This window comes from Pseudobutyrivibrio sp. YE44 (assembly GCF_900104335.1).
Classification (GTDB): Bacteria; Bacillota; Clostridia; order Lachnospirales; family Lachnospiraceae; genus Pseudobutyrivibrio.
The window spans coordinates 267,514-282,168 of the sequence record NZ_FMXT01000001.1; the positions used below are offsets into that span (position 1 = coordinate 267,514).

16 protein-coding genes are annotated in these 14,655 nt (G+C 36.1%); 14 read left to right on the top strand and 2 right to left on the bottom strand.

The genetic code is table 11. The features are described 5' to 3' along the window. Positions 1-61: 61 nt before the first annotated feature. The 11 genes from BLR54_RS01165 to BLR54_RS01210 all read left to right on the top strand — a co-directional run bounded on the left by BLR54_RS01165 (position 62) and on the right by BLR54_RS01210 (position 9,075). A complete protein-coding gene (locus tag BLR54_RS01165; protein WP_242871176.1) occupies positions 62-1,333 on the top strand; it encodes a tyrosine-type recombinase/integrase in 1,272 nt (423 codons plus the stop codon). 322 nt (positions 1,334-1,655) lie between these two features. After that, positions 1,656-1,805 carry a hypothetical protein gene (locus tag BLR54_RS14905; RefSeq protein WP_176761823.1) on the top strand — a complete coding sequence of 50 codons (150 nt, stop codon included), beginning with the start codon at positions 1,656-1,658 and terminating at the stop codon, positions 1,803-1,805. Positions 1,806-1,929: 124 nt separating this feature from the next. Further along, positions 1,930-2,823 carry a CPBP family intramembrane glutamic endopeptidase gene (locus BLR54_RS01170; protein ID WP_090416394.1) on the top strand — a complete coding sequence of 298 codons (894 nt, stop codon included), beginning with the start codon at positions 1,930-1,932 and terminating at the stop codon, positions 2,821-2,823. Continuing rightward, positions 2,816-3,643, top strand: coding sequence for a CPBP family intramembrane glutamic endopeptidase (locus BLR54_RS01175; RefSeq protein WP_090416395.1), 828 nt, complete (start codon positions 2,816-2,818; stop codon positions 3,641-3,643). Before BLR54_RS01170 ends, BLR54_RS01175 begins: the two co-directional genes overlap by 8 nt. A gap of 16 nt (positions 3,644-3,659) precedes the next feature. Beyond that, a complete protein-coding gene (locus tag BLR54_RS01180; RefSeq protein ID WP_090416396.1) occupies positions 3,660-4,226 on the top strand; it encodes a hypothetical protein in 567 nt (188 codons plus the stop codon). A 1-nt stretch (position 4,227) separates the two neighbouring features. Next, positions 4,228-4,758 (top strand): DUF308 domain-containing protein, encoded by a 531-nt coding sequence (locus BLR54_RS01185; RefSeq protein WP_090416397.1) that lies wholly within the window; start codon positions 4,228-4,230, stop codon positions 4,756-4,758. Between the two features lie 13 nt (positions 4,759-4,771). After that, complete coding sequence (locus BLR54_RS01190; RefSeq protein ID WP_090416398.1) at positions 4,772-5,851, top strand: DUF6765 family protein; 1,080 nt, start codon at positions 4,772-4,774, stop codon at positions 5,849-5,851. A gap of 22 nt (positions 5,852-5,873) precedes the next feature. Beyond that, entirely contained in the window at positions 5,874-6,668 is a 795-nt protein-coding gene (locus BLR54_RS01195) for a PrsW family glutamic-type intramembrane protease (RefSeq protein ID WP_090416399.1), read from the top strand. Positions 6,669-6,684: 16 nt separating this feature from the next. Continuing rightward, a complete protein-coding gene (locus tag BLR54_RS01200) occupies positions 6,685-8,400 on the top strand; it encodes a S41 family peptidase (RefSeq protein ID WP_176761824.1) in 1,716 nt (571 codons plus the stop codon). 17 nt (positions 8,401-8,417) lie between these two features. Then, positions 8,418-8,771, top strand: coding sequence for a hypothetical protein (locus BLR54_RS01205; protein WP_090416401.1), 354 nt, complete (start codon positions 8,418-8,420; stop codon positions 8,769-8,771). Positions 8,772-8,817: 46 nt separating this feature from the next. Then, on the top strand, positions 8,818-9,075 hold the full coding sequence (locus tag BLR54_RS01210) for a hypothetical protein (RefSeq protein WP_090416402.1): 258 nt from the start codon (positions 8,818-8,820) through the stop codon (positions 9,073-9,075). 394 nt (positions 9,076-9,469) lie between these two features. Here BLR54_RS01210 and BLR54_RS01215 read toward each other — a convergent pair whose 3' ends face one another. Then, positions 9,470-10,687 (bottom strand): iron-containing alcohol dehydrogenase, encoded by a 1,218-nt coding sequence (locus BLR54_RS01215; protein ID WP_090416403.1) that lies wholly within the window; start codon positions 10,685-10,687, stop codon positions 9,470-9,472. A 137-nt stretch (positions 10,688-10,824) separates the two neighbouring features. On the opposite strand from BLR54_RS01215, the gene BLR54_RS01220 reads away from it, so the two are divergent. Then, positions 10,825-11,877 (top strand): hypothetical protein, encoded by a 1,053-nt coding sequence (locus BLR54_RS01220; RefSeq protein WP_090416404.1) that lies wholly within the window; start codon positions 10,825-10,827, stop codon positions 11,875-11,877. Positions 11,878-11,930: 53 nt separating this feature from the next. Here the strand turns inward: BLR54_RS01220 and BLR54_RS01225 are convergent, their stop codons facing one another. Next, positions 11,931-12,722, bottom strand: coding sequence for an Rpn family recombination-promoting nuclease/putative transposase (locus BLR54_RS01225; RefSeq protein ID WP_090416405.1), 792 nt, complete (start codon positions 12,720-12,722; stop codon positions 11,931-11,933). Between the two features lie 328 nt (positions 12,723-13,050). Here BLR54_RS01225 and BLR54_RS01230 point away from each other — a divergent pair, with 328 nt between their 5' ends. Further along, positions 13,051-13,248 carry a hypothetical protein gene (locus BLR54_RS01230; RefSeq protein ID WP_090416406.1) on the top strand — a complete coding sequence of 66 codons (198 nt, stop codon included), beginning with the start codon at positions 13,051-13,053 and terminating at the stop codon, positions 13,246-13,248. 573 nt (positions 13,249-13,821) lie between these two features. Then, the gene (locus BLR54_RS01235) at positions 13,822-14,589 is read left to right on the top strand and encodes a hypothetical protein (RefSeq protein WP_090416407.1); all 768 of its coding nucleotides are present in this window, start codon (positions 13,822-13,824) and stop codon (positions 14,587-14,589) included. Positions 14,590-14,655: the final 66 nt, after the last annotated feature.

Here is a 14,655-nt window from a genome sequence, read left to right on the forward strand (position 1 = left end):
GTATCATGGACGAAATGATAACAATCTTATTTAATGAAATTATAAAGCGCGCGTAATAAAAATGAAGGCAGGTAAAAATATGGGAAAAAGTTTAAATGGTAGGGAACTTGGAAAAGGCATTACTCAACGTAAAGACGGACGGTATGTGGCCAGATTTGTTGATAGGTATGGTAATAGAAAAAATGTTTATGCTTCTAGTATTAATGAAATACGCCTGAAATTAAAAGCTGCACAATTTGATGAAGCTAATAATGAAATGGTTAATTGTTCAGTAACGTTGAAGAAATGGTTTGAGTCATGGCTTGATATATATAAGAAAAATGCTATAAGAGTAGGAACAAAAACTCATTATAATATGATTTTTTCTAAGCATATAGAACCTTATCTTGGGGATAAGTTTCTCAGTGAAATCAAGCCCTCTGATATAAGAAAATTGATTAATAATTTGGAAAACAATGGTCTTGGCTATTCTACTCAGAGTAGAGTGAAAATTATGTTAGTGGATATGTTTGATAAGGCAATAATGGATGATTTAATAAGAAAAAATCCTGCTAAGAATATTAAGCTCAACAAGGGGGATTTTAATCGACGTGTTTTATCAAAAGAAGAGCAGATTACTTTTTTTGAGTGTTCCAAAGGTACATATTTCGATAATCTTTATGTGGTTGCAGTTACTACAGGAATGAGGATTGGAGAGATATGTGCTCTTACCTGGGATGATATTGATTTGAAGGCTAAGAAAATTCATGTGAGCAAAACACTTACTTATCAAAAATTTGAAGGAGATGATTGCAAAACTTTTCATATTGGGCCTCCAAAGACAAAGACCAGTAATCGTGATATACCTATTAGTCCTAAGTGCGAAATGGCTTTAAAAAAGCAGTTCATATTGAGGAATAATATTATGTCACGTCATAGAATAAAACCCATTGAAGGATTTGAAAACTTATTATTTGTTTCCAGGTATGGAAGACCACTTTGTGATCAAACTATAATTGATTCTATTGATAGAATAGTTAATGAAATAAATAGTTATAGGGATGAAGCTGAGTTATTTGATAGAATTTCCCCACATTGCTTCAGACATACATTTGCAACTAGATGTTTTGAGGCTGGAATTCCACCTAAGACAGTTCAGATACTTTTAGGTCATGCTACTTTAGATATGACTATGAATCTTTATACTCATGTATTAGATGATAAAAAGGATGAGGCTGTTGTTGCACTAGATGATTATTATTTTGATATAGAGCAGCAAGGCGATGTCGTTATTGAGGATGATTTCAAAAAGGCTATACTAAACAGCCGAAAAGTGGTAAATTTCGAGATATAAAAATGGTGTCAAGTAATAAAAAGTTGTGATATGAAAATGGTGTCAAAATGGTGTCAAAATAATTCAGACAGGCTTGAAAGCTTGAAAATACAGGGCTCAAAAAATTTTCTGGATGAGTTATTACGTATATCAGAACACACCTTATGAGTGGAATAAAATCGCTGAAAACTAGCTGTTTTCAAGGGTTTGCGGGGTTATTACAAACTGTTGTAACTTATCGTAAAATATCGTAGGATATCATAGAGCAATTACTAATTTCGGTAATTGCTCTTTTTTTATGCCCATTTTTGTGAACTTTCTAGTTTTGAAATGGCGTAAAGACATGATTTCTACAGTAAATTCAACAGAGTTAAGATCGGAGGATGTTATTTCAGATAATCTTTATCATTATGATTCAAAGGATAAGGTCAAGGAGGTCCCTAAAAAGGAACTTAAGACAAAAACTAAGGCAAGAGGCGGAGAGGCCTTATAAGCCATTTTAAACAAATATAAGAGGTGTTGAACAAGTAATCTGTCCCGTATTTTTTTATATTTACACATTTTCAACATACAAATTTTATACACTATAGTATGTAACTGTAGAATAGGGGGCGTGAATGAAAACTTTTTTTAAGAAAATACATACAGAAAATTTTAGATGGTACGATGAAGCAATTTTAGTTATGCTTTTTGCTACCTTCATGATGATAATTTGTGGGCAGATAATGGGAGGCTTGGTGGAAGTGCCTTTTACCCACTTGATTCAAAATGATAGTACAGGTTATTGGAGTACTTTCTTCATGTATTTTGGATTCATAGGGACGTGGATAGTTTTTATGATTGAATTCCTAATCGTGAAAAAAGATCGACCTATACTTAAGACTTTATGGACTGCTCCTAAGGGAAATAATATCAAATATTTGGGGCTTGGATTTTTGATAGGATTTGTCCTCAATATAATATGCGCTATTGTAGCAGTGCTAAACAAAGATATTTCGTTACAATATGATTCTTTCAATTTTATAAAACTGTTGTTGCTGTTTATCGCTGTTTTTATACAGTCTTCAGCTGAAGAAATGGTTTGCAGAGGATTCATATTTCAGCGATTAAGAAGAGGATATCGACATCCGGCAGTTGCAATTATCTTAAATTCGCTACTTTTTACGTCTATGCATCTATTTAATCCGGGAGCTAGTGTTATTTCGATGACAGTGGTATTGGCGGCAGGTTTATTATTCTCGCTAATGGTTTATTACATGGATAGTATCTGGTGTGCGATGGCTACACATACAGCTTGGAACTTCACTCAAAATCTGATACTCGGACTGCCAAACAGTGGAATAGTTTCTCCGGTCTCAGTTTTTAAATTGGATGCTGCAACTGCTAAAAGCAGCTTTGCATATAGCGTTGAATTTGGCCTAGAGGGCTCAATCACGGCGATAGCAGTTATGATTATTACGGGTATAGTTATTATTGTCTTATATCACAAAAAGGAGATAATAAATGGATAAAAATATTAGAAGTCATTCAGTTTGTGAAAAAATGCCATTATTAGCAATTATTATGGCAATGATTGTCCCTTCAATTATTGTAGGAGCAGGTGCACTTATAGGTGGATTGATTTCAAGTGAAGCTGGAAATATAGGAACTTGCATCGCTGCAATAATAATGATGATTATTTTTAAAGCATGGTTTTCACCAAATTTTAAAGGCTTTGTGAAGCCGGAAAACTCTGCAAAGAATATATGCATATTAATGATTCCTTTTATTCTTTTGCTTCTATATACGTTAGCTGAACCATTGTATTTGAAGAGGCCTTTTTATTTCAATCCTACTTTTTCTGCGTTAACCATGGGCCTAGCAGCTGGATTTGGAGAGGAGTCAATGTTCAGATTATTCTCCATAGCAATTGTTATGAGATATGTTAAAAAGGAAAAAAGAATACTTTCAATTATTTTACTAGCTGTATTCTTTGGCTTTATGCATATGGGAAATATTCAACAAGGCGCAGATATGGTCATGACTGTTGTGCAGGCATTCTTTTCAATATTTTTAGGATTAATGTTTAGCGCATTGTACTTAAAAACAGGTAGTGTGATATTCCCAATATTTGCACATGCTTTTTATGATTATATTTGTTTTACAACAGATCCTTCGCTTTCTTCAGAAGGAATAATTGTACAGCAATACACCCCAGTAGCAATGGTGCTGGCTATTGTATCGTCTGTAATCGTTGGTACATTGGCATTTTACATGGCTACTAATAACGATTTATCTATTGCAAATAAGATATGGGAGAAAAAATGGAACACTAAGCAAGTGGAAGAGTAAGCGCTAAGGAATATTTATGGATTCTACATTATATAATCCTAAGAACCAAGGAATACAGATTCAGCTCAGGTATTATCGAGATAGCCTGGCCATAAGTGGCGGTATGGTTATTGTCATGTCGATATGGGATATCATCAAACTTTTTATCGGATTTTTCCTCGGGGAAGACACTATCAAAGAGCTTGTAGAAGCTACCATATATGAGAATGGTATCTCAGCTATTGACGCTAAATATGAGAGTACGATGCGAGCTCTGACGTGGGTATCAATATTGCTAATACTTTCGATTTTTGTTGCAATTATTTTTTTGTACCACCTTTACATAGGATTAAATGCTTATAGAGTGGGCAGGCAGACTGTAAAAAAAAGTAATCGTTTTTTTATTGTTCTTACACTGCTAAGTACGATATTTGCAGGAATGCTAATTTTGTCGAATGTTTTAGTTCTCTTTAATGCAACAGATGAAAGGGGTAATGTGGATTTTGCTTTTTTAATAATGGAGATTACCACCTTTTTTAATTACATTTTCATTTTGTATTCGGCTCGTAAAATCAGAATACTTGAAAAGATAGAGGGGGAATAGCATGACGATTTGGCAGAAAATAAAAAACGTATTGCTGTCAGTTTCTATGATTATCATAGGCGTGGCGATGCTATTCTATGGTGAAAAAGCATACATGGCTATTATTGGCCTGTTTTCCCTAGCATTAGAGATTATGGGGCTTCGGATGCTTATTTTCTATTTTGGTATGGCTCGTTACATGGTAGGCGGGCGAAATATCCTGTTTCGTGGAATCCTTTTCTTTGATTTTGGATTATTTACAGGCTCTCTAGTATGGGTTCCCAAAGGATATATTCTGATGTATTTAGCAGGAACGCTAGCATTCTCAGGTATAGTAAACATTATTGGAGCAAGTGAAGCAAAAAGAATCGAAAGCTCATGGAAGTTTAAGACCTTCCAGGGAATCGTTAAGATTCTGTTTGCCATAAGTTGTTTGATTTTTATGCGTAGCGAAGTACGAGTTGTGAACATCTGCGCAATAGGCTTCATTTTGTCGGCGGTTATGAGTATAGCCAATACATTCCGTCGCCAACAGGTTGTAACCATAGATTAAACAGGAGAAAAATATGCAGGAAGATTTCCATTATTATGCAACCTACTGCGCTGCATTGCTGGCAGGATACAATCATATTGATAGTCTTGATATATGTTACGGCGCCCAGCTGGTGGATCACTGTTCTAGGAATTGGCTGAAAAAATCAGGTGGACCTTCCATGGCAGCCACCACTCAGTTACAGGCAGAGCTTTTGCAAGCCAGGACGGATCCCATAGGTTTGTGCGATATAACCAGAATCTGGTCTGCCTTTCATTTTTTACCTAGAGATTTGTATGCAAATGTGGATAAGGGGGCTAAGAGCTACAAAGACAAATATCGCCTGATATGTGGTCCCAATGGAGACCTGCTTGAAGATACAGTGAACCTTGCAAAGAATAAAGGATTGGAAGCGGCAGGTATTGCTATGCATGTACTTGCAGACACTTGGGCTCATACAAATTTTGCAGGGACACCTTCCCTTGTAATTAACAATACTAATTGGTATTTTTATGAACTGTTTCCTGTTGAAGGAGCAGAACCTGAGCGTAGACAGATTGTTTTTTCTCATAATCCATCAGCATCAGAGGATGTAGATAAACCGGTATATGTTGGCAGTGTTTATCAGTTTCACGAGCATTCTATTATGAACCTAGGACACGGCCGAGCGGGGCATCTGCCGGATTATAGTTACATCAGATATGTTTATCTGCCTGCATGGGGGGATTATAAGGAGATTATCAAGGATAATCCCCATGATTATGAATATGCCTTTGCGCAGATGGTTTATGCTCTCAGTTATCTCAAGGGAGATATAGATGTGTTTGAAAAAGATACCTATGAATTTGATAAAATCCAACCACATCTTGAAAAAATCCGGCGGATAATTTCAAAAAGGCAGGTTGATGCATCTGATGACTGGAAGGCTTTTGGGGAAAGCCTATCAGGGGAAGAAATTCCGGATTTTGATATGGATAAGTATATTTCACAATATGTGCATAGCCAGGATAAAGCAAATACATATCTTGGAAGATTTTTTAATGGGGTGCTATCACAAAAAAAGATGGTTGTTGAAAAAATAAAGGGATCAGGAAATAAGTTGGCGGGAATGTGAGTAAATTTGAGGAGGTATAAGAATGATCACTATTATTCAACAAGTAATTGCAGGGTTAATCACTACGGGAATTTTGGGAGTTCTCTATATGAGAATGATAAAAAGGGAAAAAAGTGGGCAGATTGGTATTCCTCAAGCTTTGTTCCCAATTATTCTTGGCATTGTATCTGAAATAGTTTCGTCAAGATTAGTTATTTTTGTGATGATTAGTTTGGGGCAGGAAGGATCTGCTAAGTTTAATGAATTGCCAATAGTTGCAAGACAGTTTCTGTCACCATTTTTATTTGCAGCATTTCCAGAAGAGTTTTTCAAGTTAATAATGGTAATCATAACTCTGTGCGTATTTAGGAAGAAAGTAAAAAATGTATATGAATATATATTGATAGGCGCAGCGGTAGGAATAGGATTTTCTATAGCAGAAGATTACAGTTATGCATCTGAATTGGCAAGTGTTTTCATAAGACTCCCAATGCTTCCAGGTCACATGGCAATGGATATGCTTATGGGTGAATTCTTAGGTATAGCTATGTACAACAAGAAAAATAATGCTGGTCCTGTAGCAATATTTAATATATTTGCATTAGTTGTTCCAGTTATTATTCATACATTATATGACGCTGGCTCAACTGGTAATTTCATGGTATTTGAAGGAGCAGCAAACGGAAATAATGTGATGGTTACAATTGGTAGTGTGTATGCATTGGTTGTAATAGTCGGATTTATTGTTTTTTCATTCCGTATGATAATCAGATTTAAAAAGAATGGCGATAAATTTGACAATATGATGATTAACAAAGTGGAACAATATGATTGCTAATAGTAGGAGACTATTTATGGGCAGAGTCTTTCGTAAAAAAATTCCTGTTTTATTAGTGGTTATAACTCTAATAGCCGGTACGATTTTATGCGCTTGTGGAAATTCTTCTAAAGAAACTATAAGAAGTGCTGAGGTACCAATGTATTTTTACTCTATTGATCAGCAAGACAGTATTAACCTATATTTTACTGATGATAGTTTGGATATACCATACCTAGATATAGATACTGTAGAGGAGTTGATTGAAAGAGTTTATCATGAAAATAATGAAGACAATGGTTATTCACTGGATGTGGAAAAAAGTGGCTCTTTAGTTACATTCACTCGTGATAATCAGTATTATATGGAGATTGATTTCGATAAGGATACATTTAGCTTTAAGGACTTCGACGCTTTCTTTGTACCATCCTGGTCAAAAACTATAATGGACGTTTTGTCACCGGATGGTGTCTTTGATGGCTTTATTATTTCAGAGGATAGCTCTTATAGTCGCTATGGTTCAGAAGTGCTTATCGACTTGAAAAAATACGGAATCGACTTAGTCGCTGATGGAGGAAATTATTATATACCTTTGCAGACTGTAAGCGATATTATTTTAGCCTTACCTTGTTACGTTTTACTGTTATACAATGAAAAATCTGTCTTCGTATATGAGTATGGTTCGGAGACAGGGAAGGATTTGTTGAAAAAATGGTATGAGGCTGAACCTGTTCAAGAGAAAAGTGAAGCTCTTTCAGAATTCAGTTATAACGAATTATGCATGGTAATGGACTATTATTATGGTTTAAAGGAATATCACGGAATAGATTCATTTGATAAGTTTTTTTCAGATGTTGCTCTTAAAGATGCATTGAAGAGCCAGGATTCTGCTGCAGGTGCTAATGCGCTGAGTGTTTTTTTAGATCTTTATATTGATGATAGTCATAGTGGTTATACTTTAAATTCATGGCGACTTGGAATGGACGCAGAAGTCGAAAGTAAATATGGACATTCTGTTTTAAGCATGTATGAATCAAGTATGAAATATTATCAGGCTAGAATGGAATATTTTCCAGAGAAAGTGCCAGGTTATCAGGAGGTTGGAAATACTGCATATATAACATTTGATAGTTTTATGACTAAAGATAAAGATGTGGACTACTACAAAGAACCTCCAACAGCAGATACGGAGGATACTATCGGACTGTTTTTATATGCATATTCTCAGATAACCAGGGACAATAGCCCAATTGAAAATGTGGTCTTTGATGTTAGCTTAAATGGTGGTGGGGATACGGTTACAGCCAGCTATATTATCAGTCTTATATTGGGGGAAGGCACTTTGTGTATTCATGATACGTTAACAGGGGCCTATGCAAATGAGTCCTTTAGGGCAGATGCTAATTTAGATGGACAGTTTGACGAAAAGGATTCCTTACTGGATTACAATTTGTATTGTCTTACATCACCTTCAAGTTTTTCCTGTGGAAATTTAATGCCAAGTGTACTTAAATCCTCTGGCATGGTAAGGATTATTGGAGAACAGAGTGGCGGCGGTGCATGTGTAGTTATGCCACTTTCAACTGCTGACGGAACAATTCTTCAAATTTCTGGTCCAAATCGGTTAAGCTATATGAAAAATGGCTCTATATATGATATTGATAAGGGAATAGAACCTGATTATATAATTGATAAACCAGAGCATTTTTATGATAGGGCAAAGCTGACAGATTATATAAATAGTCTTTATTAATTCTTAGGAGAAAGTATATGTTAAAGCGATATATTGATTTTCTGAAGAGGTCACCAATTATTACTGCGGCTATCTGTATAATTTATGTGGTTATTTGTTTTAAATCAATTAAAACCGACACAAATTTCCAGTTTTTCATAGTAAGAACTATGCTTTGTGGTGCAGTGTGTTTTTTCTTGTATCAGATAACCGGAGATAGGGCTTTGACCAATTGTGACAATTCCACGGGCTATGTGCTCAAATATTCCCTAGGATTCCTTATTATGGCTGCATTATTTGGAGGCATTTTAATTATTGCCCATATAGAGGAAAAAACACCATTAGTAGCCAACCCTTTAAAGGAAATAATCATAGTATTTCTCATGTCCTAAATGTGAGCTGGCTTTAAAAAAGCAATTTATTCTAAGAAATAATATTATGTCACGACGTAGTATTAAACCAATTGAAGGTTTTGAGAATCTTCTATTTATATCAAGATATGGTAGACCGCTTTGTGACCAGACTATTATTGATGCTATTGATAGAATAGTAGCGGAAATTAATGGATGTAGGGATGAAGCAGTAATAGCACTAAATGATTATTATTTTGATATTGAGCAGCAGAATGAAGTATTTATTGAGGATAACTTTAAAAATGCAGTTATAGATAGTAGAAAGATAGTTTCATTTGTATAAAATACAAAAATGAAACTCATGTAAATTTAATAGTTAATTTGAACAAATACCCTGATATTATATCAGGGCTTTTGTTTACAGAAAAATATATTGAGAAAGGTTATAATAAATGGTGTCACGACATGAAAAGTTGTGCACTGAAAATGGTGTCAAAATGGTGTCAACACGTAAATAGAGTGCCCGGAAACGTTGATTTTGCGGGACTTTTGAAAAATATTGGGAGTTCTACTATGTCTATCAGGCAACTCCTTATGAGTGGAATAAGATTAGTGAGAAATAAAAGGGATTATGACTGTTGTGAAATTTGCAACAGTTCAAATAAAAACAGACCAGCGAATCTGGGTATATATCACATACCCAGATTACTGGTCTATTGTTTAGCCCTTAAATAGGTTTAGAAATCCACCTCAGTATCGAAGTAGCAGCACTTGAGAAGTTCTTCCATTTCTTCCTGGCTAGGCTGTCTTGGGTTTGAGCCGGTGCAAGCGTCAAGGATTGCGTTGGCTGCGATTTCAGGAAGTCTCTGAAGGAATACGTCCTCAGGTACGAAGCCCTGCTCAGCAGGAAGACCATCAGCACCGTAGTGGTTGATGCTGTGAGGAATGTTCAGGTCGTCGTTCATCTGACGTAAGTATGCGATGAGAAGCTCAACCTTCTCGTCGTCATTTGTGCCCCCAAGGTGCATGTAGTCAGCGATGACACCGTAACGCTGTTTTGCAACTGGGTCCTTTGCATTGAAAGCAATAACCTTTGGAAGATACATTGCGTTTGCGGCACCGTGGATGATGTGCGCGCCTAAGTCTGCAAAGGCTGCACCAGTCTTGTGAGCCATTGAGTGAACGATACCAAGAAGAGCATTAGAGAAGGCCATACCAGCTAAGCACTGTGCGTCGTGCATTGCATCTCTGGCGTCCATATCTTCGTTGTAAGACTTAACCAGCTTGTCCATGATCATTTCGATAGCATGGATAGCAAGAGGATCTGTATAAGCGCAATTTGCTGTAGATACATAAGCCTCGATGGCATGAGTCATTGCATCCATACCGGTGTGAGCAACAAGCTTCTTTGGCATTGTGTGAGCCAATTCTGGATCAACGATAGCCACGTCAGGTGTAATTTCAAAATCTGCGATTGGGTATTTGATACCTTTTTGATAATCAGTAATGATTGAGAAGGCAGTAACCTCTGTTGCAGTTCCTGAAGTAGAAGAGATAGCACAGAATTTTGCCTTTGTACGAAGTTTTGGAAGACCGAAAACCTTGCACATATCCTGGAAGGTTGTGTCAGGGTATTCGTATTTAATCCACATAGCCTTGGCTGCATCTATAGGTGAACCACCGCCGATTGCAACAATCCAATCAGGCTGGAACTTTTGCATTGCCTCAGCACCTTTCATAACAGTTTCAACAGATGGATCAGGCTCAATCCCCTCGAAGAGCTCAATCTCCATGCCAGCTTCCTTTAAGTAGTCCTCAACTTTCTGTAAAAATCCACCCCTTTTCATGGAACCACCGCCAGTACAGATGAGTGCGCGCTTTCCCTTGAAAGTCTTTAAAGCTTCGAGAGCCCCCTTTCCATGATAGATGTCTCTGGGCAACGTAAATCTTGCCATAGTAAAATACCTCCTTTTTAGTAATAAATATCACGTTAATCCATATTATACTAGAAATGAGGTATAATATCATTCGGTACATTTAACGATTTGGACACTGCTGTGTTGTACTATGTGTCCATGAGGTAGGAGATTATATGAAAAAGAAATTAACAGTTTTAACTTTGATATTGGCCCTTTTCCTTTGTAGCTGCGGCTATTCTGCTGGTGATTTCGTCACCATGAAAAAGTACAAGGTTCAAGGAAGTGACAATGCGAAAAACTACATAAAAGAAAAGTATGGCTTCGAGGCGGAAGTGGTGGATGTGGACAATGAATATCCTATGGGAGGCCCAATCCCAGATCTTACCCCTATGCCTACTGGCTTTGTCACCGTCAAGATGAAGTATCAGGGGAAAGAGTTTAATGTAGAAATAGCCGGAAACAGCAAAAACACAGACGGGAAGGATGATTATCAAAAAGAGGAAATTCTTAGCTTTCTAGAGGAATATATCATTGATGCATACCCTACAGTGGATGGTGTGTCCTTCCCTAGTTTGGAGGATGAGGATACTCTTTTTGGCCCATATTTAACAGGGGACAACTTCTTTGATTATATTGATGAAGAGGATTACAAGAGCCATATAGTTCTGAAGCTTTTCAACAAGGATGTAAAGGAGTTTCCTATAGATCAGTTCCGTTTAGACTTTCCTTGTGATTCATTGTCTGTCATTAATTACAAGGATAAGAGCAAGATGCCAAATCCTGATAGAATGGGATACTTTAGCGCTTATGAGGCGGCTGGGGTTTTGCCATATATCAGCCAGTACCTTTACTATGAGAAGAACAGTGTAGAGGATTATGAACCGGAGTATTTTGAGGTCTTTTCTGCTTCCTATGACGGTCTGATAGTCTGTGTTCTTCAAGATGAGCCAATTACCATAGAAAAGCTTGCTGATGCTGAAATGCCAAATTCAGAGGTAAGGCACGTTGCCTCCTATCATCTTAGGACTAATGCAGATAGGGCATTTGTATACATTCCAAAAGATGTAGCTAGTAAGGATGAAGACATCCTGGTGAGGAATGATGGTTATGATGTTAACACCGATGTGAATGATGAGTATGTATATTTTGATGATATAGGGATTGTTGATGATTCGGATGGATATACAACTTCCTTTGACTTTAATATATTTGCCAAGAAAAAGTAGAGAATGAAAAAAGTCGTCCAGATGGACGACTTTTTGCGTATTATCAAATCATGCTACTTGTTCTTATCTTCAAGAGCCTTTTGAAGCTCCTGGATTATTCTATCTTTCTCAGCCAACTCAGTATCCTTCTCAGCCAACTCATTATCCTTCTCAGCTAGCTTATTTTTATAATAATTATGGAAATCATTTTGAGATTTATAAAAATCCTCACGGGCCTCACACTGAAGGCGGATTTTCTCTTCTTCAGTCAGTGAATACACTGTGTTTGCAGCTTGCTCAACAATAGGTTTTTCTTTTGCTAACATATGGATTTCCTCCCATGAAGTTGCAGAGAAAAGCTTGGCCCAGTAAACAAGTCCATTGGCTGTATCCTCTGCTGTAGCATTATCTATCTGAGTTAAGTCTAGCACGCTTAGGTGGAGTTTGTCACTATAAATATAGTGATCTTTTACATCCATCATTTTGTATGTGGAAAAGAAAGATGGATGGTCTTTGAATAATGTGAAATTCAAAAGACCTATCTGGTAGGATCCTTTAGCTTGAGCAAAGTCTTCACTATGATTTAGCTTATCAAAGTTTCTACATAGGTAAGATAAAGAGCGTTCAACCCAATTATGTTGGTTGATTACCTGAAGTTCAATGTTAATAACAGATCCGTTGTCAATTTTCACATTGATATCGAGCAAGAATTCCTTGCTATCTATAGAGTCACCCAACATTATAGGATTTGTTATTATTGCAGATTTGATTGCGCCGTCTGGTAAATAGAGCAGGTTTTGAATCAGCTCTTTAAGAACTTCGTTATTCTCTTGAAGAAGAGCTCTGAAGAGGTAATCGTTGTGCATTGGGACTGCCAATGCTCCAGTTTGAGGAAGATATTATTGAACAATAATAAGAAAACAAAAAACGACAGCGTTATAATAACATGGATAAAATGAAAACGCAACACGAATATAATGATATAAAATTGCACTATTTATAGTAATAAGGGTGCAATATTTGCACCTGCTAATTTATAAAAAGTGCAAATATAGCCCATAATTTTTTTGTAATTATGTGAGATGAGAGGGGGAGGTGATTCCTAATCCCCAGAAAAAGTAGATTTTGTGAACCAGCATTTATTTAACGATTTAGTCACAGCCATGGGGTAATATGTGTACATGGGGGTGAGCTATGGATACAATGGTAAAGGTAAAGGATGATAACGCAGCTGCACAGGAGTACTATGATTTGTACGTAACAATACGGCAGGCTCTTCGTGAAGGGAAGATGGAGATTAGCGATGCCGATGCTTATCTGGCGTACAAGGAGTTGTTGCTTACCAAGACTGCGAAGAAACTGGCACAGGAAATGATTAAGCATATTAAATAATTTAATAGGGGAAGCATATGGCACCTAATCGGAAAGGTTAGGTGCTATTTTTATGTTTTTAAGGCCCTTCTAATGCTGTACGATTAATAGTCACCATCCTGAGTATACTCATAATTAGAAAGGGAGCCCCATAGGAGGTTAGGGAGAAACACTATGAGAAGATTCATATTTTGGCTACAGAAAAAGAAGAGGATTGAAAAGAGGTCTTGCGGCCAGTGTTGTTTGAGGTGTCCTTATTACAAGGAATGTGTTAAGGATGGGGAGTTTTAGAATGTAATTAAATAAGCGGTTCTCAGTTTTTTAGCTGAGAATCGCTTTTTTTTTTAATAAATTGATTTTTTACTCATATTAAAAGTAGAAAAAAAACAAGAGAAATACAAAATTTGTGCACGTATTTTTGATTTTTGGGACATATAAATATTAAGGGACTATTCAATAGATGTTTATGGAGGGTGGTGATATTTATTTTGTTACGTTTAAAAGGTGGATAATCGAAATGCGACATTATAGTAGATGTGTAGTAAAATAGAACAATATCTCAGCATATAAAATACACTGGAGGTTTCATAATAAATGAAAAAGATAATAAATAGTTTTTTAGCTTACGTTGCACTTATTTTGGCTATATTTACCATGGGCGTGGTTATGGTAACAACTAAGAGCATGTTCATTAAGGTGTTGTTTGCATATATGGCTATTGCTCTTATTTTCACAGTTATAGCTGTGGTAACTAGAAGCAAGGGTGTTGAACATATTCTGCGTTTTATAGTTACTCCATTGGCAATAATAATGGTTTTTTATAAGTTTATAGCGAGGAAAATTCATGCTGATTCTACATCAAGAGTGGATGACACAATAAATCTGATTGCGTTTGAGCTGATTACTTTTTTAGCAATAGCAGGATTAATACATAACAGAATAGATTTGTTTATTGATTTTGTTATGCCAAAAATAAGCTGGCTGATTGAGGATAAGGATGCATTATCAATAGGACTTTTAATGGTATTGGTGCACTCAATAAATATTACTGTTTATAGTGTTTATATGTTTTTTGTAAGAAGTAGCCTTAAGAAGCAAGGAGAGACTGAAAAATCAAAGTATCATTATATTGATGTTTTTTATAGTAGCCAGTCAAAAAAGATTGCCTTAATTGAACTTGTGATATTTTTCTTTGTAGTTGCATTTAAACCAAGTGGTTTAGGTGTTGAGATGAATTCTGATGCGCAAAGTTCTGCACTGAATTTGGTTACATTTATAACGTTGATAATTTTGATAAAAGATAGCTTCAGAAAATGGAATGACGAAGTCAAAAAGGCTTTGGAAGAAAAAATAAATAGATGACATAAATGGTATTTGGCATAAAGCGTAAGTTTTCTATTGTTCTATACGTTGGTACCATGAAAATGT